Origin of the sequence: Agrobacterium sp. S7/73 (assembly GCF_019355535.1) — a bacterium.
Lineage (GTDB): Bacteria > Pseudomonadota > Alphaproteobacteria > Rhizobiales > Rhizobiaceae > Agrobacterium > Agrobacterium tumefaciens.
The window spans coordinates 1,026,463-1,047,899 of the sequence record NZ_CP072136.1; the positions used below are offsets into that span (position 1 = coordinate 1,026,463).

The 21,437-nt window shown below is 58.7% G+C and carries 24 protein-coding genes and 2 tRNA genes; 15 read left to right on the top strand and 11 right to left on the bottom strand.

Going from position 1 to position 21,437, the window contains the following annotated elements:
- The first annotated feature begins 52 nt into the window (after window positions 1–52).
- Window positions 53–1,174 (top strand): anhydro-N-acetylmuramic acid kinase, encoded by a 1,122-nt coding sequence (locus tag J5276_RS04810; protein ID WP_112154609.1) that lies wholly within the window; start codon window positions 53–55, stop codon window positions 1,172–1,174.
- A 115-nt stretch (window positions 1,175–1,289) separates the two neighbouring features.
- Here the strand turns inward: J5276_RS04810 and J5276_RS04815 are convergent, their stop codons facing one another.
- On the bottom strand, window positions 1,290–1,967 hold the full coding sequence (locus tag J5276_RS04815) for an alpha/beta hydrolase (RefSeq protein ID WP_003507952.1): 678 nt from the start codon (window positions 1,965–1,967) through the stop codon (window positions 1,290–1,292).
- Between the two features lie 211 nt (window positions 1,968–2,178).
- On the opposite strand from J5276_RS04815, the gene J5276_RS04820 reads away from it, so the two are divergent.
- The 7 genes from J5276_RS04820 (at window position 2,179) to sufA (ending at window position 9,293) form a co-directional block, all read left to right on the top strand.
- A complete protein-coding gene (locus tag J5276_RS04820) occupies window positions 2,179–3,348 on the top strand; it encodes a cysteine desulfurase family protein (RefSeq protein WP_112154651.1) in 1,170 nt (389 codons plus the stop codon).
- Between the two features lie 200 nt (window positions 3,349–3,548).
- Window positions 3,549–5,018 carry a Fe-S cluster assembly protein SufB gene (gene sufB / locus J5276_RS04825; protein ID WP_111796302.1) on the top strand — a complete coding sequence of 490 codons (1,470 nt, stop codon included), beginning with the start codon at window positions 3,549–3,551 and terminating at the stop codon, window positions 5,016–5,018.
- A gap of 71 nt (window positions 5,019–5,089) precedes the next feature.
- Complete coding sequence (gene sufC, locus J5276_RS04830; protein ID WP_003507958.1) at window positions 5,090–5,845, top strand: Fe-S cluster assembly ATPase SufC; 756 nt, start codon at window positions 5,090–5,092, stop codon at window positions 5,843–5,845.
- Between the two features lie 24 nt (window positions 5,846–5,869).
- Window positions 5,870–7,141, top strand: a complete 1,272-nt coding sequence (gene sufD, locus J5276_RS04835; protein ID WP_112154652.1) for a Fe-S cluster assembly protein SufD — start codon at window positions 5,870–5,872, stop codon at window positions 7,139–7,141.
- The gene (locus J5276_RS04840) at window positions 7,134–8,384 is read left to right on the top strand and encodes a cysteine desulfurase (protein ID WP_003515973.1); all 1,251 of its coding nucleotides are present in this window, start codon (window positions 7,134–7,136) and stop codon (window positions 8,382–8,384) included. The genes sufD and J5276_RS04840 overlap by 8 nt, the downstream gene beginning before the upstream one ends.
- 23 nt (window positions 8,385–8,407) lie before the next feature.
- The gene (locus J5276_RS04845) at window positions 8,408–8,791 is read left to right on the top strand and encodes an SUF system Fe-S cluster assembly protein (RefSeq protein ID WP_003515972.1); all 384 of its coding nucleotides are present in this window, start codon (window positions 8,408–8,410) and stop codon (window positions 8,789–8,791) included.
- 112 nt (window positions 8,792–8,903) lie between these two features.
- Window positions 8,904–9,293 (top strand): Fe-S cluster assembly scaffold SufA, encoded by a 390-nt coding sequence (sufA, locus tag J5276_RS04850; RefSeq protein ID WP_003515971.1) that lies wholly within the window; start codon window positions 8,904–8,906, stop codon window positions 9,291–9,293.
- Window positions 9,294–9,314: 21 nt separating this feature from the next.
- On the opposite strand, the gene J5276_RS04855 is transcribed toward sufA, so the two are convergent.
- From J5276_RS04855 to J5276_RS04870, 4 genes are all read right to left on the bottom strand, one after another.
- Window positions 9,315–9,596: a hypothetical protein gene (locus tag J5276_RS04855; protein WP_003515970.1), complete on the bottom strand. Its 282-nt coding sequence runs from the start codon at window positions 9,594–9,596 to the stop codon at window positions 9,315–9,317.
- Between the two features lie 62 nt (window positions 9,597–9,658).
- A complete protein-coding gene (locus J5276_RS04860; protein ID WP_065660811.1) occupies window positions 9,659–10,867 on the bottom strand; it encodes an ABC transporter permease in 1,209 nt (402 codons plus the stop codon).
- Entirely contained in the window at window positions 10,857–11,576 is a 720-nt protein-coding gene (locus tag J5276_RS04865) for an ABC transporter ATP-binding protein (RefSeq protein ID WP_112154611.1), read from the bottom strand. The genes J5276_RS04860 and J5276_RS04865 overlap by 11 nt, the downstream gene beginning before the upstream one ends.
- 14 nt (window positions 11,577–11,590) lie before the next feature.
- Window positions 11,591–12,889: an efflux RND transporter periplasmic adaptor subunit gene (locus J5276_RS04870; RefSeq protein WP_065687401.1), complete on the bottom strand. Its 1,299-nt coding sequence runs from the start codon at window positions 12,887–12,889 to the stop codon at window positions 11,591–11,593.
- A gap of 236 nt (window positions 12,890–13,125) precedes the next feature.
- On the opposite strand from J5276_RS04870, the gene J5276_RS04875 reads away from it, so the two are divergent.
- Together J5276_RS04875 and J5276_RS04880 are read left to right on the top strand one after the other, a co-directional pair.
- Window positions 13,126–13,281: a hypothetical protein gene (locus J5276_RS04875; protein ID WP_003515963.1), complete on the top strand. Its 156-nt coding sequence runs from the start codon at window positions 13,126–13,128 to the stop codon at window positions 13,279–13,281.
- 16 nt (window positions 13,282–13,297) lie between these two features.
- The gene (locus J5276_RS04880) at window positions 13,298–14,083 is read left to right on the top strand and encodes a DUF429 domain-containing protein (RefSeq protein ID WP_247749964.1); all 786 of its coding nucleotides are present in this window, start codon (window positions 13,298–13,300) and stop codon (window positions 14,081–14,083) included.
- A gap of 7 nt (window positions 14,084–14,090) precedes the next feature.
- Here the strand turns inward: J5276_RS04880 and J5276_RS04885 are convergent.
- Together J5276_RS04885 and J5276_RS04890 are read right to left on the bottom strand one after the other, a co-directional pair.
- Window positions 14,091–14,167: transfer RNA gene (locus J5276_RS04885), tRNA-Arg, on the bottom strand.
- Window positions 14,168–14,218: 51 nt separating this feature from the next.
- Window positions 14,219–14,524 (bottom strand): ETC complex I subunit, encoded by a 306-nt coding sequence (locus J5276_RS04890; protein ID WP_003495468.1) that lies wholly within the window; start codon window positions 14,522–14,524, stop codon window positions 14,219–14,221.
- Between the two features lie 265 nt (window positions 14,525–14,789).
- Between J5276_RS04890 and J5276_RS04895 the strand changes: the two genes are divergently transcribed.
- Window positions 14,790–14,866, top strand: a tRNA-Pro gene (locus tag J5276_RS04895).
- Window positions 14,867–14,920: 54 nt separating this feature from the next.
- On the opposite strand, the gene J5276_RS04900 is transcribed toward J5276_RS04895, so the two are convergent.
- Together J5276_RS04900 and J5276_RS04905 are read right to left on the bottom strand one after the other, a co-directional pair.
- Window positions 14,921–16,063, bottom strand: coding sequence for a ceramide glucosyltransferase (locus tag J5276_RS04900; RefSeq protein WP_111782437.1), 1,143 nt, complete (start codon window positions 16,061–16,063; stop codon window positions 14,921–14,923).
- 583 nt (window positions 16,064–16,646) lie between these two features.
- Window positions 16,647–16,916: a DUF982 domain-containing protein gene (locus J5276_RS04905; protein ID WP_003515956.1), complete on the bottom strand. Its 270-nt coding sequence runs from the start codon at window positions 16,914–16,916 to the stop codon at window positions 16,647–16,649.
- A 211-nt stretch (window positions 16,917–17,127) separates the two neighbouring features.
- On the opposite strand from J5276_RS04905, the gene J5276_RS04910 reads away from it, so the two are divergent.
- Complete coding sequence (locus J5276_RS04910; RefSeq protein WP_003515953.1) at window positions 17,128–17,376, top strand: BON domain-containing protein; 249 nt, start codon at window positions 17,128–17,130, stop codon at window positions 17,374–17,376.
- 59 nt (window positions 17,377–17,435) lie between these two features.
- On the opposite strand, the gene J5276_RS04915 is transcribed toward J5276_RS04910, so the two are convergent.
- Window positions 17,436–17,921, bottom strand: coding sequence for a DUF192 domain-containing protein (locus J5276_RS04915; RefSeq protein WP_019567113.1), 486 nt, complete (start codon window positions 17,919–17,921; stop codon window positions 17,436–17,438).
- Complete coding sequence (locus tag J5276_RS04920) at window positions 17,921–18,499, bottom strand: cold-shock protein (protein ID WP_013636345.1); 579 nt, start codon at window positions 18,497–18,499, stop codon at window positions 17,921–17,923. The genes J5276_RS04915 and J5276_RS04920 overlap by 1 nt, the downstream gene beginning before the upstream one ends.
- Window positions 18,500–18,689: 190 nt before the next feature.
- On the opposite strand from J5276_RS04920, the gene J5276_RS04925 reads away from it, so the two are divergent.
- The 3 genes from J5276_RS04925 (at window position 18,690) to J5276_RS04935 (ending at window position 21,430) form a co-directional block, all read left to right on the top strand.
- Complete coding sequence (locus J5276_RS04925; RefSeq protein ID WP_003515949.1) at window positions 18,690–19,130, top strand: VOC family protein; 441 nt, start codon at window positions 18,690–18,692, stop codon at window positions 19,128–19,130.
- 157 nt (window positions 19,131–19,287) lie between these two features.
- On the top strand, window positions 19,288–20,544 hold the full coding sequence (locus J5276_RS04930) for a YcbK family protein (protein ID WP_162632904.1): 1,257 nt from the start codon (window positions 19,288–19,290) through the stop codon (window positions 20,542–20,544).
- 142 nt (window positions 20,545–20,686) lie between these two features.
- The gene (locus J5276_RS04935; protein ID WP_112154612.1) at window positions 20,687–21,430 is read left to right on the top strand and encodes a glycosyltransferase family 25 protein; all 744 of its coding nucleotides are present in this window, start codon (window positions 20,687–20,689) and stop codon (window positions 21,428–21,430) included.
- The last annotated feature ends 7 nt before the right edge of the window (window positions 21,431–21,437 follow it).

Below are 21,437 nucleotides of genomic sequence, written 5' to 3' on the forward strand. Positions count from 1 at the left end.
TGAATAACGGCGATTCATCTCCGCATGATTCGATATTGAAAGGGAGCAGCGCGTGGGCGAGGTCAAAACGGCAATCGGGCTGATGAGCGGGACGTCGATGGACGGCATCGATATCGGCCTGTTGCGCACGGATGGCGAAAACGTGGTCCGGCATGGGCCGAGCGGTTATTTCCCCTATGATCCGGGCCTGCGCGCCACGTGGCAGAAGGCGCTGGTTACGGCCAAAGCCATTCGCGAACGGCGCGAGCGTCCGGGTGACCTCGCGGATGCGGAACGCAAGCTGACGCTTGCCCATGCGGCGGCAGTCAAATCCTTCCTCCACCGCCACCGGCTTGAAGCCAGCGATATAGACGTGATCGGTTTTCATGGCCAGACGGTGCTGCATCGGCCGGATGAGGCGTTGACCGTGCAGATCGGCGACGGCGCCCTTCTGGCCGAGGAAACCGGTATCGATGTGGTTTACGACATGCGCGCCAACGACATGGTGCATGGCGGGCAGGGCGCACCGCTCATTCCTGCGTACCACATGGCGCTCTCCGCCAATCTGCCTGATGGCTTCGAAACGCCCGCCGTCTTCGTCAATATCGGCGGCATATCCAATCTCACCTATATCGGCGAGGGAGGGCGGCTTGCGGCTTTCGACAGCGGTCCCGGCAATATGCTGATCGACCAGTGGATCGAGGCGCATACGGGCAAAGCCTTCGACAAGGGCGGCAGGACGGCGGCGGGCGGCAGCGTCGTTGCCTCGCTCGTCACGCGCTACATGGAAAGCCCGTTCTTCTCGGCCAATATCCGCCGCTCGCTTGACCGCAGCGATTTCGTGCCGCCGCAAAAGGGCGAGGTTTCGCTGGCGGACGGCGCACGCACGCTGTCGCATCTGACGGGTGCCGCGATCCTCAAATCGGCGAGCTATTTGCCGGAAGCGGCTAAGACCTATGTGATCTGCGGCGGCGGGCGGCTCAATCCTGTTATCATGGAAGAGTTTGCGAGCCTTGCTGCAAAGCAGGGTGCGCGGGTAATCGCGGCGGAAGAGGCGGGGTTCGACGGCGGGGCGATGGAGGCGGAGGCCTGGGCCTATCTGGCGGTGCGATCGCTGAAGGGGCTGCCGCTGACCTATCCGGGTACGACGGGGGTGAATGAGCCGGTTACGGGTGGGGTTTTGGTCAGGGCGTAATAGACGATGGCGGGCTTGGCTCGCCCCCTCTGCCCTGCCGGTCAGAGGGGGCCGAGCCAAGCCCGCCGTCGATCATTGTAGGTAGATCAACAATGACCTAAGCTGCGCTCCTAAATCACCGAATGCGCTTCGCCGCCGGTTCCGGAACCAGTTCACCATTCAGGCGGCGGTCGAGGTAGTCCTCGCATTCGCTCATCAGCTCATCAACCTTGCCGTTGAAGAAGTGGTTGGCGCCGGGAAGGGTGCGGTGGGTAATGAGGATGCCCTTCTGGGTCTTCAGCTTTTCGACCAGACCGTTGACGTCCTTTTCAGGCGCGACCTTGTCGGCGTCGCCATTGATGATGAGGCCGGAAGACGGGCAGGGGGCGAGGAAAGAGAAGTCGTAGGTGTTGGGCTGCGGCGCAATCGACATGAAACCTTCGATTTCCGGGCGACGCATCAGAAGCTGCATGCCGATCCAGGCGCCGAAGGAATAACCGGCGACCCAGCAGCTTTTCGAATCGGGATGCAGGCTCTGCACCCAGTCGAGAGCGGACGCGGCATCGGAAAGCTCGCCGGCGCCATGGTCAAACTCGCCCTGGCTGCGGCCGATGGAGCGGAAGTTGAACCGGAGCGTCGTGAAACCGCGCTTCTGGAAAAGATAGAAGAGCTGATAAACGATCTGGTTGTTCATCGTGCCGCCGAACTGCGGGTGCGGATGAAGGATGATCGCTATCGGCGCGCTCTTTTCCTTGGAGGGTTGATAACGGCCTTCGAGGCGACCCGCAGGGCCGTTAAAAATGACTTCGGGCATTGGTACTCCGGTCGTGTTTTTTCATTCTCCAACCGCATTCTTCCGACGAGAAGACTTGACGAACTGTGTCATCTTTTCTAGAACGCAGTTTAGAATAATTCGAAACTTTGCGTGTGCTTAAGCACTCGGACCGTGTCATAAGGCAAGCGCAACTGTAATTTCAAGAAAAATGCGTTTTGGCGCATGGAAGATTGAGCGAAGCTTTTCCGCGATGACGGTTTTGACGCGCACATATATGGACTGGAACGCCACGGCGCCGCTTTTGCCTGCCGTGCGGGATGCTCTTGTCCGCGCTCTCGATATCACGGGTAATCCGTCCTCCGTACATCGGGAAGGGCGCGCAGCCCGTGCGGCCGTCGAGGCCGCGCGTCGTGACGTTGCTGTGGTCTGCGGCGCCCAGGCGTCGCATGTGACCTTTACGAGCGGTGCGACCGAAGCGGCCAATCTGGTGCTTTCGCCTGAATTCAAGATGGGGCGCGCTCCCGTACGCTATGGTCGTCTTTACGTTTCGGCGATCGAACACCCGGCTTTTCGCGAAGGGGGCCGGTTCGACAAGGCTGACGTTACGGAAATTCCCGTTACGTCAGCGGGTGTTATCGATCTTGCGGCCCTTGAGGTGCTGCTGTCATCGCACGACAAGTCCACTGGTCTGCCGATGGTCGCCTGCATGCTGGTCAATAATGAGACCGGCATTCTTCAGCCGGTGGCTGAAGCGGCGCGGCTTTCACATGCAGCTGGGGGATTGATGGTCGTCGATGCCGTGCAGGCTGCCGGCCGCATCCCGCTCGATATCAATGCATTGGATGCCGATTTCCTTGTGATCTCGTCCCACAAGCTTGGTGGCCCGAAGGGTGCTGGGGCGCTGGTGTCCCGCGGCGAGGTGATGATGCCGAAGCCGCTGATCCATGGTGGCGGCCAGGAAAAGGGACATCGTTCCGGTACTGAAAATACCCTGTCGGTCATCGGTTTCGGTGCCGCCGCCGCTATTGCTGCGCAAAACCTCGAGACCGAAGCGACGCGTCTTGCAGCGCTGCGCGCAAGGCTGGAAGACGGCATGCGGGCAGTTGCGCCTGACGTGATCATCTACGGTGAGGATGTCGGCCGTGTCGGCAATACCACGTTTTTCACCTTGCCCGGTTTGAAGGCGGAAACGGGCCAGATTGCATTCGATATCGAAGGCATTGCGCTCTCGGCCGGTTCGGCCTGCTCGTCCGGCAAGGTGGGTGAAAGCCATGTGCTGACGGCGATGGGACGCGATCCCAAGCTTGGCGCACTCAGGATTTCCCTTGGTCATGCGACTGATGAGGCGGATATCGAGCACGCGCTCGCAGCCTTTACGAAAATTGCCGGGCGGCGCAGGCTGACCGGTCAGGCCGCTTAAAATGCGGCAAAGAATTGCGGAATAGCAATTTTCCGCTTGCCGGGATGTGTGAAAAGCGCCATCCCGCACTTACATGGGTATAAGCTCCGCCCCGTTTATACGGGCCCGGATTATTTGCCCGAAGATGGATGAAGGCGGCTATCCGCCTTGATACGTTGACAAGCCACCGGACCTTGGCTCCGGCGAGATTGGAGAACGACATGGCAGCGGTTCAGGAAACGATCGATCAGGTTCGCCAGATCGATGTGGACCAGTATAAATACGGCTTCGAAACCGAAATTGAAGTCGACAAGGCCCCGAAGGGCCTTTCGGAAGAGGTGATCCGCTTCATCTCGGCCAAGAAGCAGGAGCCGGAATGGATGCTGGAATGGCGTCTTGAGGCTTACAAGCGCTGGCTGACGATGGACGAGCCGACATGGGCGCGCGTCAGCTACCCCAAGATCGACTTCAACGATCTCTATTATTATGCCGCACCGAAAAGCACGCCCGGCCCCAAGTCGCTGGACGAAGTCGATCCGGAGCTGCTGAAGGTTTACGAGAAGCTGGGCATTCCGCTGAAGGAACAGGAAATCCTGGCCGGCGTGGAAAACCGTCGTGTGGCCGTGGATGCCGTGTTCGACAGCGTCTCCGTTGTCACCACCTTCAAGGCGGAACTGGCAAAGGCCGGCGTGATCTTCATGTCGATCTCCGAAGCCGTGCGCGAATATCCTGATCTGGTGAAGAAATATCTCGGTTCGGTCGTGCCGCAGACGGACAATTTTTACGCAACGCTGAACTCGGCCGTCTTTACCGATGGTTCATTCGTGTTCGTGCCGAAGGGCGTGCGGTGCCCGATGGAGCTTTCCACCTATTTCCGCATCAATGAAAAGAACACCGGACAGTTCGAGCGCACGCTGATCATCGCTGAAGAGGGCGCCTACGTCTCCTATCTGGAAGGCTGCACCGCGCCGCAGCGCGACGAGAACCAGCTTCACGCCGCCGTGGTCGAACTCGTGGCACTCGACGATGCCGAAATCAAATATTCCACAGTCCAGAACTGGTATCCGGGCGACAAGGACGGCAAGGGCGGCATCTACAACTTCGTGACCAAGCGCGGCGATTGCCGTGGCGACCGTTCGAAGATTTCGTGGACGCAGGTTGAAACCGGTTCTGCCATCACCTGGAAATACCCGTCCTGCATTTTGCGCGGCGACGACAGCCGTGGCGAATTCTATTCGATTGCGGTTTCCAACGGCCATCAGCAGATCGACAGTGGCACCAAGATGATCCATCTCGGCAAGAACACGTCGAGCCGCATCATCGCCAAGGGCATTGCCGCCGGTTTCTCGGAAAACGTCTATCGCGGGCAGGTCTCGGCTCACCGCAAGGCGACCAACACGCGCAACTTCACGCAGTGCGACTCGCTTCTGATCGGCGACAAGTGCGGCGCGCATACCGTGCCCTATATCGAGGCGAAGAACTCGTCTGCTCATTTCGAGCATGAGGCGACGACGTCGAAGATTTCCGAAGACCAGCTGTTCTATTGCCTGCAACGCGGCATTCCCGAGGAGTCGGCCATCGCACTGATCGTCAACGGCTTCGTGAAGGATGTCATCCAGCAGCTGCCGATGGAATTTGCGGTTGAAGCGCAGAAGCTGATCGGCATTTCGCTGGAAGGTTCGGTCGGCTGATCGTCAACGAATACGCACTTTGAGTGCGCGGTTTCGCGCACCTTCGCTCACACTATTCTTAGGATAAAACCATGCTTGAAATCATCGACCTGCACGCAAAGATCGCCGATACCGAAACCGAGATCATCAAGGGCCTCAACCTGAAGGTTGCTGCCGGTGAAGTTGCGGCCATCATGGGCCCGAACGGTTCCGGCAAGTCGACGCTGTCCTACATCCTGTCGGGCCGCGAAGACTATGAAGTCACCTCCGGTGACATCCTCTATAACGGCGAAAGCATTCTGGAACTGGATGCCGCCGAGCGCGCTGCCAAGGGTATTTTCCTGGCCTTCCAGTATCCGGTCGAAATTCCGGGTGTTGCCACCATGCAGTTCCTCAAGGTTGCTATGAACGAGCAGCGCAAGGCGCGCGGCGAGGCCGAGCTGACGACACCGGACTTCATCCGTCGCGTCAAGGAAGCTGCCGGCGATCTGAAGATCGACATGGACATGCTGAAGCGTCCGCTTAACGTTGGTTTCTCCGGCGGTGAAAAGAAGCGCGCCGAAATCCTGCAGATGGCGCTGCTGGAGCCGAAGCTCTGCGTTCTCGACGAAACCGATAGCGGCCTCGACATCGACGCGCTGAAGATCGTGGCTGATGGCGTCAACGCGCTGAAGTCGCCGGATCGCGCCACTGTCGTCATCACCCACTACCAGCGCCTGCTCGATTACATCGTGCCTGATAGCGTTCACGTTCTTTACAAGGGCAAGATCATCCGTTCGGGCGACAAGGCCCTGGCGCTGGAGCTGGAAAACAATGGTTACGCCGACATCATCGGTGAAGCGGCCTAAGCCAGAGGCCAGGAGGTGATGTCCATGAACATTCAAACGACCAATCGGCTGACGCCAGCGGAAACCGCGCTGATCGACGCCTATACCGCCAAGTTCAGCGAATTGCCGGGCAATGGTGCGGTTGTCGCCGCCCGTGACGTGCTGTTCGACGATCTGAAGACCGGCGGTCTTCCGACCCGCCGCATCGAGGCGTGGCACTATACCGATCTCAAGAGCCTGTTGCGTGCCATTCCCGAGGACCAGCCCGCACCTGTTATCGAAAAGCAGGCGTCTGTTGTCGCCGGCTCGTCCGTCGCCTACGTGCTGCATGGCACGGCCAATGTCGGCAAGATCGAAGATATAAGCGTTTCCAGCTTTGCCGAGAGCCTGCTTGACGGCTCGGCCGCCACAGGCCTTGCAGAAGCCAGCAAGGACGACGTGATCGGCCGTATCAACGGCAGCTTCGTGCGCGACGGCCTGATGCTCGACATTCCCGCTGATGCCGAGATCGAAAAGCCGATCGAATTGCAGGCGATTCATGGCGCAGGTCAGGTTCACAGCCGCTTCCCGGTGCGCTTCGGCAAAGGTTCCAAGGCGACCGTCATCGAGCGTCACCTTTCGGTGACTTCGGGTGCCGCCCTGGTTTCCTCCGTCACCGACATCGTTGTCGAAGACGGTGCGGAAGTGACCTGGATCATCCTGCAGCAACAGGGCGCGGCCGATATTCATCTTGGCCAGCTGCGCATGAAAATCGGTGCGGACGCCAAGATTCGTCTGTTCGTCATCAATGCCGGCGGCAAGCTGGTGCGGCAGGAACTGCGCATTGACGTGGACGGCGAGGGTACTGACCTCATCGTTCGCGGCGTCAACCTGTTGGGCGGCGAAACCCATACCGACGTGACGATGGTTCTTGGCCACAACGTGCCGAACACGACCTCGACGGAAGTGTTCCGCAACGTGGTCTTCGACCGTGCAAAGGGCATTTTCCAGGGCATGATCCGGGTTGCCCCCGATGCCCAGAAGACCGATGCGAAGATGGCGTGTAATACGCTGCTGATGTCTGACGATGGCGAGTTCTCGGCAAAGCCGGAGCTTGAAATCTTCGCCGACGACGTTCAGTGCGGTCACGGTGCGACGGTTGCCGATATTGACGACAACCATCTCTATTATCTGATGGCGCGCGGCGTGCCGCGGGCAAAGGCGCGGGCGATGCTCGTCAACGCCTTCGTCGCTGAGATCGCCGAGGAACTGGAAGAAGAAAATCTGGTAGAGGCGCTGGAGACTATCATCTCCGGCTGGCTGGAACATCATGCCTGAGAGCGAACGCGCCGCATTGGCGGCCCCTTATGACGTTGAAGCCGTGCGGAAGGATTTCCCGATCCTGTCGCGCGAGGTCTATGGCAAGCCGCTGGTCTATCTCGACAACGGCGCGTCCGCTCAAAAACCGCAGGTGGTCATCGACGCCGTTTCGCATGCTTATTCCAATGAATACGCGAATGTGCATCGTGGCCTGCATTTCCTCTCCAATGCCGCAACCGACGCCTATGAGGCGGCGCGCGAAAAGGTGCGCCGTTTCCTGAATGCCGGTTCGGTGGACGAGATCGTCTTCACCAAATCCTCCACCGAGGCGATCAATACGGTTGCCTACGGTTACGGCATGCCAAAGATCGGCGAGGGCGACGAGATCGTCATCTCGATCATGGAACATCACTCCAACATCGTGCCGTGGCATTTCATTCGCGAGCGGCAGGGCGCCAAGCTTGTCTGGGTGCCTGTCGATGATGACGGCGCGTTCCATATCGAGGCTTTCGAAAAAAGCCTGACGGAGCGCACCAAGCTCGTTGCCATCACCCATATGTCGAATGCGCTGGGCACCATCGTGCCGGTCAAGGAAATCTGCCGCATCGCCCATGAGCGCGGCATTCCGGTGCTTGTCGATGGCTCTCAGGGCGCAGTTCACATGCCGGTCGACGTGCGCGATATCGATTGCGACTGGTACGTCATGACCGGCCACAAGCTTTACGGTCCCTCGGGCATCGGCGTGCTCTACGGCAAGGCTGACCGCCTGAGCGAGATGCGGCCGTTCCAGGGCGGCGGCGAGATGATCCTCGACGTGTCCGAAGACAATGTGACCTATAACGAGCCGCCGCATCGTTTCGAAGCGGGAACGCCGCCCATCGTGCAGGCTATCGGTCTTGGCTATGCGCTTGATTATATGGACAATCTCGGCCGTGCCGCGATTGCAGCCCACGAGGCTGATCTTGCGGCCTATGCTGCCGAGCGGCTGCGCGAGGTCAACTCACTGCGAATCATCGGCAATGCGCCTGATAAGGGCGGTATCTTCTCCTTCGAACTCGAGGGCATCCATGCCCATGACGTGTCGATGGTGATAGACCGGCGCGGCGTTGCCGTGCGTGCCGGCACCCATTGTGCCATGCCGCTCTTGAAACGGTTCGGCGTCACCTCCACATGCCGAGCATCGTTCGGCCTTTACAATACCCGCGCCGAAGTAGATCGTCTTGTCGAGGCGCTTGATTATGCGCGCAAATTTTTCGCCTGATATCAGGATTGAGGTTCAGGACCATGACTGCCGAAGCCACTGCAAAGACCCATGATGTGACCGAAGACGCTGCAAAGCCGTCTTCCATTGCGCCCGACGAACTGGCGCGTCTTAGCGACGACGTGATCGCGGCGCTGAAAACCGTGTACGATCCGGAAATTCCGGCCGATATTTTCGAACTCGGTCTCGTTTACAAGATCGATATCGAGGACGACCGGATGGTCAAGATCGTCATGACGCTGACAGCACCGGGCTGCCCGGTTGCCGGCGAAATGCCGGGCTGGGTGGAAAATGCCGTCGGCGCGGTCGAAGGTGTTTCCGGTGTCGAAGTGTCGATGACCTTCGATCCGCCGTGGACGCCGGACCGCATGTCGGAAGAGGCTCAGGTCGCCGTCGGCTGGTATTGAGACTGACGTGATTTTGACAGGCGTCATCCCTTGATGGCGCCTTCAAGCACTATTAAATTGAAATCCATAAACATCGAGCCTTGAACTCGATTGTCGAAGGAGAATTAAGCCCATGGGCTTTGCGATCATGACCATGACCGGGGCTGCTGCCTCGCGCGTTAAAGCAATCGTCGAGAATTCCGGCCCTGACGCCAAGGGTGTGCGCGTCGGCATCAAGAAGGGCGGCTGCGCGGGCATGGAATATACCATCGACCTCGTGACGGAAGCGGATGCGAAGGACGATCTGGTCGAATTCGATGGAGCCAAGGTGTGGGTTCAGCCCTCCGCCGTGCTCTATCTGCTCGGCACCCAGATGGATTTTGAAGTGACCAAGATGCGCTCCGGCTTCACCTTCAACAACCCGAACCAGACGTCCGCTTGCGGCTGCGGTGAGTCGGTGGAACTGAAGCCTGCCGATCTGGCGGCGCTTGCGAAGCAGCGCGAGGCTGAAGCCAGCGTTTGATTGGCTGCGCCATTTTTCCGATCAGCGGGATGATTGCTGTTTCAACGTATCGATAAAATCTGCCAGCGGATGAATCGATGGCGTCGTTGTCAAAAGCGGCTCGAGAGCTGCTGCAATCTTCCCGCAATCCTCCTCGGCAAGTGGTCGAAGGCTGGAGCTGACTTTGTTGTAGTCGGGCGTTCCGCGTGACGCGAGGGAGCGATTGATCACAAACAGTTCCGTTTGCCCGTCAATTCGTTCCACGAAGAGCGCAAGCGAACCACCGTCTGCAGCAGCGGCGCTATCCGATACCGATTTGAACATCGAAACTCTCCGTAAATCATGAACCTTTTCCGTTGAGGTCGTTGCAGCCTCGACGGCTCGTTTCACTCGTGCCGCAGCGCCTCGATCGGGCTCAAACTCGCTGCCCGCCGCGCCGGGAAATAGCCGAAAATCACGCCGATGGCAGCCGAGAAGGCGAAGGCGAGGAAGATGATCGACGGGCTGGTGACGAAGGGCACGTTGAGGAAGCTGACGACGCCATAGGCAAGGCCAAGGCCCGTTAATATGCCGACCGTGCCGCCCAGGGCAGAGAGCATGACGGCTTCCACCAGAAACTGCGTCAGTACCTGTTTTTCCAGTGCGCCGATGGCGAGGCGAATGCCGATCTCGCGGGTGCGCTCGGTTACCGAAACCAGCATGATGTTCATGATGCCGATGCCGCCAACCAGCAGGCTGACGGCTGCAACCGCACCCAGAAGCCCGGTGAGCAGCGTCGTCGTGCCGGTCATGGCAGAGGCGATCTGCGTCATGTCGTTGACGGTGAAATCATCCTCGCGGCCAATGTTGATGCGCCGCCGCTCGCGCAGCAGGTTCTGCAGGTCGCTTTGCACCTTGGCGGTGGAAACGCCGTCCTGCGCGGAGACCATGATCGAGGAAATGGTGGTGGTGCCGCCAATGCGCCGCTGATGGATTTTGAGCGGCATGATGATCGTGTCATCCTGATCGTCGCCGAGGCCGGATTGGCCTTTTCGGGCGAGAACACCGATGACGGGGCAGGAGATGTTGCTGACGCGGATCGTCTGGCCGACAGGGTTTTCCGCACCGAACAGTTCCTGCCGCACCGTTTCGCCGATGATGCAGCCTATCTGCCCTCCGCGATCTTCGGCCGGCTGGAAGTCACGGCCCAGCGCAAGCGTCCAGTCCTGTGCCAGAAGATAATCATTGGTGGTGCCGATGACACTTGTCTGGTGGTTCTTGCCGCCGAAAATGACCGTTGCGGCGGAGCTGCGGTTTTGCGGAGCAACGGCGCGCAGGCCGCTGATCTGGTTGCGGATCGCCTCGACATCGCGATCATCGAAACGTTTGGCTTCCGTGCTGGCGCGGCCGGGCCCGAACTGGCCGGGGCGCACGAACAGCATGTTGGTGCCGAGCCGCGACAATTCCGATTTCACCTGTTCGGTCGTGCCGTTGCCGATGGTTACCATGGCGATGACGGCGGCAACACCGATGACGACGCCGAGCACGGTGAGGAAGGAGCGGAGCAGGTTGCGGCTGATGGCACGCAGCGCAAGACGCGACGTTTCAAAGAACATCGGAAGTCTCCTTGTTTTCCGCTGCGCTGTCGGAGGCGAGATGGCCGTCCACGAAACGCAGGAGGCGTCCCGCATGGGCAGCGATATCCTCTTCATGCGTGACCATGACGACCGTAATGCCCCTGTCGCGGTTGAGCGTGGTGATCAGCTCCATGATCTCGGCGCTGGTTTTGGTGTCGAGGTTGCCTGTGGGTTCGTCGGCGAGAAGCAGAGCGGGGCGGGTGACAATGGCCCGTGCAATGGCCACACGCTGCTGCTGACCGCCGGAAAGCTCCTGCGTCGTGTGGTGCTCGCGGCCATTCAAACCCACCTGTGCAAGCGCCTCCATGGCGCGCGCGCGCCGTTCCGAGGCTTTCATGCCCCGGTACACGAGCGGCAGCTCGACATTTTCCACCGCCGAGGTCCGCGACAGGAGGTTGAAGCCCTGAAACACGAAACCCAGCATGTGGCGGCGCAGCAGCGTCAGATGTTCATTGTCGAAACCGCTGGTCGGCACGCCCTGAAACAGATATTCGCCCGATGTCGGCACATCCAGGCAGCCGATGATGTTCATTGAGGTGGATTTGCCGGAGCCGGATGGCCCCATGATAGCGACGAATTCCTTCTCGTGGATCGACAGGCTGACGCCGTCAAGCGCGCGGATCGTCGCTTCGCCCCGGCCATATTGCTTGACGACATCGCGGAATTCTATGAGCGGCGGCTGTTGCATGCGGTTTTCCTCCGTCAGCCGGCGTTGCGGGCTGAGGCATCGGTAATCACCAGATCGTCGGCCTTCAACTCGCCCGATTTTACCACGGTATGCTGGCCATCGGTGGAGCCGGTTTCGATCGAAACCGAGACGGGCGTGTTGTTGCGCAGCACCCACACCGTTCTTTTGCCTGTCGCGGCCGGCCCGGCATCGCGGTTCTGCGACCGGCCCATGCGGGGAGGGCGGAACAGGCTCATCAAGCCACCGCCACGGGAGGCGGATTCGCGCGGCGGCGTATATCGGAGCGCGGAATTAGGCACAAGCAGCGTATCCTTGATCTCCTCAACGACAATATTGGCGGTTGCCGTCATGCCGGGGCGCAGCAGCAATTCCTCATTGTCCACCGTCAATATGCCCTTGTAAGTCACTACGTTAGACACGGTCTCGGAGGCGAAACGCACGGTCTCTATTTCAGCCGGGAAGCTACGGTCGGGATAGGCATCGACGTTGAAGGTGGCCTTCTGCCCGGTTTCAACCTTGCCGACATCCGCCTCATCCACCGACACCTGCAATTCCATATGGCGCAGATCGCCAGCAATGGTGAACAGCACGGGAGCGTTGAGCGAGGAGGCGACGGTGGCGCCGGGATCGACACTGCGGGTGAGGATGACACCATCGATGGGCGAGACGATCTTCGCCTTGCCGAGATTGACCTCGGCCAGTCGCAAATCCGCTTCCGCCGAAAGCACGGTCGCCTCGTTGACCTGTAGCGTGGCGCCGGCGGCATCGTGGTTGAACTGCGCGGCATCCAGATCCTGCTGGCTGGAGACCCGGCTCTGAACGAGGGACCGCAGACGCTCCATCGATGTTTTTGCCGAGCCGAGATCGGCGCGCGCCTTCAGCACATTGGCCTTGGCGGAGGCAAGCTTGGCGCGGGCGCTCTGCACGTCGGCTTCCAGCTTGTTGGTGTCCAGTTCCGCCAGAATATCGCCTGATTTGACCGGGCTGTTATAGGTAACGTTGACCTTGCGAATGGTGCCGGACAATTCGCTCGATATGTCGACCTGATCGGTCGGCTGGACTGAGCCGGTGGAGGTTACGATGACGGAAAGGTCGCCCTGTCTCGCCGCTTCCGTGGTGTAGGTATAGGCGACGCCTGCGGCACGCGACTGGTAATAATAACCAAGGCCCCCGCCGATCAGCACCACGGCTGCTGCGGCATAGAGATAGCGGCGCGACTTCTTCTTTCTACCTGACCTGCTGGTACCCAGAATGTCCCGCAGATCGGGCTGGCTGTTTTCCGTGTCGCGGCCATTGGTGTTGGCGTCATTCATTTTCGTCACCCGCAAAATTCAAAATACCACAGAGGATTGTTTCCAGCCCCTGTTTCCGGTCCGTCTGTCGCTGTTTGTATTCCTCTGATTGTGGGAAGTGACATAGCTTGCCCAAAGGGGGAAGTGAAAACTTGGTAATATTTATGATAGCTCTGGTCTGCTAGAGATAAATCCGAAAAGGCCGATGCCATTGATGTGGCGCCGGTTTCAGCAGCGACATGCAGGACGATGATATAATGAACGACAATGTGGTGAAGTTCCGCAAACCGGCGCCCCCGAAAAAGCCGCGCCAGCCGCTTGGACCAAAATCGAAAAAAGCCCTGACGATCGCCGCCATCATCGCTTTTTTCGCCGCCGCCTGGGGGTATTTTACGCTGTTCGGGCAGGGGTGACGCTCTGAAAGCCGTATTGGGTATAGACGCCGCATGGACTGTTACCCAGCCAAGCGGGGTCGCCTTGGTCATCAACGATGGAACAGGCTGGACGCTGCGTGCCGCCGCATCTTCCTACGTTGGCTTCCTCGCCTGTGGAACCGATATCCCGGTTCTCGCTGATCGCCCCAGGGGATCAGTTGCCGAAGCATCGGCGCTTCTGGCGGCCGCAGAAGCCCTTACGGGATGCAAGATCGATCTCGTTACGATTGATATGCCGCTCTCGCATCAACCGATTACTGCCCGCCGTGCTTCTGACAATCTGGTGTCTTCCGCCTATGGTTCCCGGCAATGCGGCACCCACACCCCAAATGCAATCAGGCCCGGCAAGGTCAGTGATGACCTCAAAATGGGGTTTGAACTTGCGGGATATCCGTTATTAACCAGGGAAATCAGCAGTCCCGGTCTGCTCGAAGTCTACCCGCATCCTGCGCTCGTTGAACTGACCAACGCCGCGAAACGGCTTCCGTATAAGCAGGGAAAAGTCGGCAGCTACTGGCGGTCGGATACGTCCGCAGACCGTCGCGCCAAACTCCTCGAGGTCTGGTCTTTCATCATCGCACATCTGGATCGACGGATAGGTGGGGTTGCCGATGCACTCATCATTCCCGCGACGAACGCAAAGGGATGGGAGATGAAGGCTTTTGAGGACAAGATGGATGCCGTCGTGTGCGCCTGGGTCGGGATTTGTGCTTTGGAGAGTGAAGCAGTGCCGTATGGCGACGACATTTCCGCGATCTGGATCCCGAAAGCGGCAGGTTAGGTGGAGATGGCGACCCCTGCAGGATTCGAACCTGCGACATTCGACTTAGAAGGTCGACGCTCTATCCAGCTGAGCTAAGGGGCCGTCGTGCCGGACTATTATTGCTCCGGCTGAAAATCGTTCAGTGCGTCTTCTTCAATGCGTCCAGGGCTGGGTGCGGTTGAAGCGGAAATTATCCGTGTAGGATACAACTTTGCGGGTTGCTTCCTTTGGTTGGATGACGCGGTATTCGATGCCCTTGCGCTGCGCATAGGCTTCGGCCTGTTCCTGCGTCTCGAATGTCAGCTTGACCTGCTGCTTCATGTCGGATGTCGAGGTGTATCCCATGATCGGATCGATCTTGCGCGGGACCTCAGCGTCGAATTCCAGAACCCAGACATTGGTTTTCGCCTTGCCGGATTGCATGGCGGTCTTTGCAGGGCGGTAAATCTTCGCAGACATGTCGAAACTGCTCCGGTTGTGCGGTGGGGCATACGCCCCGGATTACTATTCACGTACCTGAATAGAATAACCAAATCGTGTCAGGAACGCTGAATTTGAAATGGACCGACTCCATGTGAGAGTCAAGACGATTATCCCTTGCGGCCTCTTCACGGTCCCATCGCGTTGCATGAGTTTTCAACAATCGAGACAATGGGCTCAACAAAGATGAATTTCCCTGTTGCGGACTGCGGGTGAACCGTGTATTCCCCAGCCATCGCCTCGGCGGAGTGTAGCGCAGTCTGGTAGCGCATCTGGTTTGGGACCAGAGGGTCGGGAGTTCGAATCTCTCCACTCCGACCATTTAAAGCGAAACATTCGCTTGTCGGTGTAACCCCTTCAAATAATAGCTTCCGTTCAGTCCGCTGAAGGTCCGGCCAATGTGCTTTCGGCCGTGCCGATCGTCATGACATTGCCGCGCCATGCAACCGCGCTGCCGATCCAGCTGCGTACCCAGACGAATGGCATGATGACATCCCGCGCGACCATTGCCGGAAGGCTATAGAGTGATACCGGCCACCGGTTGAGAGCTGTGAGCGCCAGTTCCGGGCCGTACATGATGGCGAGTACGGCAATCGCGGTGACGGCAAGGTTCGCGTCCGCGGCAACGGCGGCAGCGAGTGCGAAGAGGAGCGGGGGAAGCGCGCCGGTGAGGATTTCCGGGGCGAAATATTGCGGGAAGGTGACGCGCCGCAGCCGCGCCCAGCGGGTCTGCCGCGACCAGATCTCACCGGCATGGCGCTGTCCGAGCGGCTGCTCGAACGGGGCCGACACCAGATGTACCTTGCGACCGGCATTTCTGACCAGCTTCGTGGAAGCGGCATCTTCGGCGATTTCGGCGGCGAGCGCGCGGATGCCGCCGCGCTCTTCCAGGAACGGCTTGTTCCACAACATCGATTTGCCCTGCGCGAAGCCCATGCCGATGGCTTCCGCCGCATATTGCCAGCGGCCTTGCGAGCCGTTGAGGAAGGCGCATTCCACATGCGCCCAAAAGCCATCCGGCCGGGAGCCGAGCGGTGGCGAGCAGACCAGTCCGCTATCCGGCCGCCAGGCCGACATCATGGTTTCGATATAGGATTGCGGCATCAAAACATTGGAATCGGCCAGAATGACCCATTCGTGTCGGGCAGCACGCCAGCCCTTGACGCAATTGTTCAGTTTGGGATTGGCGCTGATGCGATCATCGCCGATGAGCAATTGCGCTGAAACTGCGGGGAAGGCCGCGCTTGCCTTGCGCACTTCCTCGATCACGGGATCGAACTCGTCGGCGACACAGAACAGCAGCTCATAGTCCGGCCAGTTGAGCTGGAAGGCGCGCGACAGCGTCAGCGGCGTGAAAGTTTCGATGCCGCGCAACGGCACCACCAGCGATACCGGCGGTTTCTGCCGGACAAGTGCGTTGTCCGTATCGCGTCTTTTCAGCCGCCAGCCTGCCAGAACGACGCCGAGAAGATTGAAGGCGAGGAGCAGAATTGCGCAAAGGGCAAAAACAGTTTCCATGTTGGCCAGTTCCACTCCCAAGCTTTCAGCGGTTCACCCGCCAACCGATTCCATGGAATTCGTCATTGCGGATTATAACGTTTGCATGACAGTTACATGTCATGTTCCGCAGGCAGGATCCGACTTCGGTCGTTCATGCGCCTCTGGCGCACGGGTCGATGCCGCGTTTGTTACCGAGAAAGCGTGAACGGTTTTTGCAGACTACCTGTTCGCTAGGGGAGACGGTTGTTTGCCTGGTTGAATGCGATAACGACGAAGCGGGCGTGTCGCGCTATCAGGAATAGTCACGTCGAAACACCGATTGTAAGACAGAAATCTATCCGAGTATTGACTGCCGGTGCATGGGGAAAATTAAGACGGTGTATCTCACAGCAACCTCCCGATCCCTGTGCGCCCGGCCATTTGAATAGGACGAAGCTCAGGCTTCAATCAATCGGGCGATCCACGCAGGTGGATTGCCCGTTGTTTTGACCTCTGGAGCTATGTTGATGACGGCAGATCGACTTGCCGCTCATCCGGTTGTCTTAACCGTAAGTTATTGATATTTAATCGATAAAATTCACAAAGCCTTCCGCGTGACGAGCTAGTGGATGTTCAGAATATGCGCGTGGCTGCTTGCGACCAGAAACGATTCCCGCGCTTTTTCGATGTCGCATTTTCCGGCGATAGCATCGAGACAGTTCCTGCGTGCGTCCTCATATTCCGGTCCGTGTTCGTCCGGCCAGCGGTACATCAGCATGTCCAGCGCCACCAGAGGGCTGTAGATTTCCACCGCTGCGGATAGCGGCAGGTGGATCGCCACCGGCTTCATCCACGAGGCGTGGTGACACGGCTCCGTTTTGTTAATCAGCATGTCATTCTCCTCCCTGTTTCATGCGCCTTGACGGCAGATTTCACTCCCATGCGCGAAATGCTCACCTCACGAAATGGTTCCCGATCACCTAAAATGTGATCGGGCAGGGGGTTCCAATTTGCCAAGATGAATGGAAGATGAACGAATTGATGAACCGGAGATGAACAAAACCGTGATTCGGGCGTTGTAATAGCCAAGAAGGAGAACGCACATGTTCAATTTGTCAGGCATTCAGGAAAGCTTCTTTGGAGACCGCATGGCGGGTGTATGCGAGGCCATCACCTCTGCATTGGCTTTCGAAAACGGTCTCGAGAAGTCGCGGATTTCCGCAACCGTCGAAAATGACGTGATCTATCTTGAAGGGACGGCGGATTCGGTAGAGGCAATCGACATTGCCATCAATCTTGCCGCATCCATTTCCAATTGCCGGATTTTGAGCCATATCGAGCCGGTCTACTGAGATCTTGCCGGCCGGGCGAAACGTCGTCCGGCCTTTTCAGACGCAGTAACGCGGCAATGTCATTTCCGGTTGCCGATTTGTGCACTGCGAACCACATCGCCCGGTTTGATGCCGTAGCGTTTGGCAGTGCCGCCATTCAGTTCAAGCACGAATTTGACCGACCCACGGGAGCTGATGATCGCTTCTGAATGTGGCACGGCGTTTTCGTGGATATGGGTTATGCGCCCGTCCCGGGCGATAAACAGCATGTCGAGCGGAATGAGCGTATTCCTCATCCACATGGCTACATCCCGCTCCTTGCCGAAATCGAACAGCATACCGCTTCCAAGCGGCATGGACTTGCGAAACATAAGGCCCTGTTCGCGCTGGGCGTTGTCCAGCGCCAGTTCCGCAACAAATTCGTGGGTTTCTCCGGAGGCGGTCTCTATCGTCAGCGGTTCGGATTGAAACGTCTGCTGCTGTTGAGCCTGCGCTGCGCTTGAGAGCGTGAAAAAAAGAAGCGCCAGAACGGCGCTCTTCATCAAGTTGCGAAACACAGCGGCCATCAGTGCGACATCCCGATCGGGGCCGGGTTGTCGGGGTGGATTTCCGCCGCCATCAAACCCTTGTCGCCATCGCCAAAGCGCACCAGCACCACCTGGCCCGGACGCAGTTCCGTGAGGCCGAAACGGCGCAGCGTCTCCATATGCACGAAAATATCTTCAGTGCCTTCGCCGCGCGTCAAGAAGCCGAAACCCTTGGTGCGGTTGAACCACTTGACGATTGCACGCTCAAGCCCGCTTGACGGCGTGACCTGCACATGGGTGCGAACCGGCGGCAGCTGCGACGGGTGAACGGCGGTGGACTGATCCATCGACAGGATGCGGAAGGCCTGAAAGCCGCGGTCACGCCGCTGGATGAGGGCAACGATGCGCGTACCCTCGAGAATGGTCTGATACCCATCGCGGCGCAGGCAGGAGACATGCAGCAGCACGTCCTGCATTCCGTTGTCAGGCACGATAAAGCCGAAACCCTTGGCAACGTCGAACCATTTCACCGCGCCGGTGATTTCGGTCAGGTCCACGGCATCGGCCGAAAGGTCCTCGACATCGACTATCGTTTTCGATGACATCCTATCAGCCATATCCTGCCAACCCCTCGATTACGCGCCACACACCGGTCAACTGATTCCTGTGTACCAGATTAACATCTTGGTAACGGTTCCACGCAAGCCCTAGTTTTTGATTTGCGTAGCTGCTTTTATGTCGCCGTCCTTGTCCGGGGCTTGCGATCATGCGTTTATGGCCCGGAAAAGCGTATTGGAGAGGAAGAAAATGCGGTATCTGCACACGATGGTTCGCGTCAAAGACCTTGGCGAATCAATGAAATTCTATTGCGACCTGATGGGTCTCGAGGAAATACGCCGGATCGAAAACGAAAAAGGCCGTTTCACTCTGGTTTTTCTTGCAGCGCGCGACGATATCTCTGCGGCGCGGGAAAAAAAGGCGCCTTCCCTTGAACTCACCTACAATTGGGACACTGAAGATTACACCGGCGGCCGCAATTTCGGGCACCTGGCCTATGAGGTCGACAATATTTACGACTTCTGTGCCCACCTTCAGCAAAATGGCGTCGTGATCAACCGGCCGCCGCGTGACGGTCACATGGCCTTCGTTCGTTCGCCCGACGGTATTTCCTTCGAAATCTTGCAGAAGGGCGAAAGCCTCGCGCCAGCCGAACCGTGGATATCTATGCAGAATACGGGTTCGTGGTAGGGGTTTTCCCGACCAGAAGCGACGATTTCGGTCACTCTTGCCTTGTCCGGATGGGTTGAGGCATAGTCCGCGAATCGAAACGGCATGTCCTGTTTTGAAAAAGCAGACGATTCCGTTCCCGTGCTGCTGTTGTAAATGCAAGATACGGAGGCCACCCATGAAAGCTGTCGATAGCGCGAAAGGACGCGTTGCCTGTCAGCGTCTTGTTGTCGCGGTTTCGTTGCTCGGGCTTGCCGGATGCGTTTCAGCGGTGACGGATGACGACATGGCTGCCAACAGCAAAAAGCCGGCGATTTCCGCCGAGCAGAATGCGCAGGCGGCATCGGCGGTTCATAATCCGGCCGCCAAACAGCAGCAGGGGCATTACGTGGATCCCGCCGTGGCCTCCGCAACCGGCGGGGCCGTTGCGGCCCAGCCGCAGGCGCCCGGTGGCCCCGCACAGGGTTACGGTGCCGCCGCCGATATTGGCGGCCTGACGACGCAGCCGACGGCGATTTCCGCGGGTACATCAAGCATATATTCAAGCAGACCTGCCGTTGCGGCGGGGGCTACAGCCGCAGCGGGTGCACCTTCCCAGGGTATCGCGCCCGCCGTCAGCAGCGTCTATTCGGCACCAGTGCAGGCGACACAGCCGCAACCGGTATCCGCAACGGGACAAGTGCCGACTGCCGTGCCGGTACCGGCAGAACAGCACAGCGAAAACCGTCAGGCGGTTCCCGTACCAGCGCCGCAAAATGCGTCGGAACAGCTCGCAGCTGCTTCAGCACAGTCTTCTGGAGCCGCAAAACGGGCAGGCGAGGGGCAGGAAAGTGAGGGCACAGTAGTGCCGCTGGCAGCTTTCTTCGCCGGTGCGGCCAAGAAGCGCCTTCCGAAAATGATCGAAAACGGTACGGCGGAGAATACGCAGGTTGCGGCGCTCTCCGGCGGATCGGACAGGACGATGGGTATAGCGCTTTCCGGCCGTTCGATGATGTCTGACGAATTCGACGATGCGCATCTCGAAGACGAGGATGACCAGCCGGCCGGCCTGATGAAGCTTGCCTCGCTCTCCGGCCTCACCCGAGTTTCTCCGAACGGGCTTTTCCTGCAGACCGATCATGTCGAAGTCGGTTGTTTCAAGCCGGAACTGGTGCGCATGATCAAGGATGTCGAGCGCCACTACAACAGCCCGGCCATCGTCACCTCGGGTTATCGCCCGCCAAAGGGCATAAGGCAGGGTTCCAAGCACTACACCTGCGATGCAGCCGACATCCAGATCAAGGGCGTTTCCAAATGGGAGCTTGCGTCCTATCTGCGCTCGATGCCGCAGCGTGGTGGTGTAGGCACCTATTGCCACACCGAATCGGTTCACATGGATACCGGCGAAGCCAGAGACTGGAACTGGCGCTGCCGCCGCACCGCCCCACGTAAATAACTCGCGCCGCATTCCCGAACCGTCAAAGCTTGCGCGTTGCTCGCCCGAAATTCTGCCGGCGTGGAAATCACGGCATGCAGACAGGGTGCGCCACATGCTGTAGGAGACGGTTTCCCGACCCTATGCGCATGGTGCTTTCCGAATGCTGCCGATATCCGCTTTTCCCGTTTACATCATCTCCATCGCCAGAGCGCGCGCCCGTCTTGAAAAGATGCTGAACGGAGCATCAGGTCTTGGGCTGGATTTGCGCCCGGTGGAAGGTGTTGACGGTAAGACCATTCCCGCTGCCGAATGGACGGATTTTAACAGGCGCGGCTTTGAGCTTCGCAACGGCCGTCATGCCTTGCCTGGGGAGTATGGCTGTTATGCCAGCCATATCAAGGCACTGGAGATTTTCCTCGCCACGGATGCGCCGGTGGCCGTGATCGTTGAGGATGATGTTGCCTTCACGCCTGACTTCTCCGATCGGGTCAAGGCAATGGTCGCGATCATGCCTGAGAATTCCATCGTAAAGCTGACCAATCACCGCCACAGAGGTTTCAGAGCCAGGAAGACCAGCGCTCTCGGAGACAAGCTGGGGCGCTGCATATACGGGCCACAGGGATCGTCGGCCTGCTATATCATCTCACGCGGTGGAGCGGAGGAGTTTCTGAAAGCGGCAAGGGTGATGACGCTGCCTTTCGACCGGGCGCTGGAATGCGGCTGGGGTTACGGCACGCATGTCTACGTCACCGAAAAGGATTTTCTGCCTTTCGGCGATCCGGACACGCTGGTCGGAACGCGCGCGGAATATCGCGGCAGCAAATTTGCCCGGTTGAACCGGTTGCCAGCCTATCTCTCCAGTTTTTATGACAATATCGCGCGGTATGTGTACGCCTATCTATAGAGGGAGG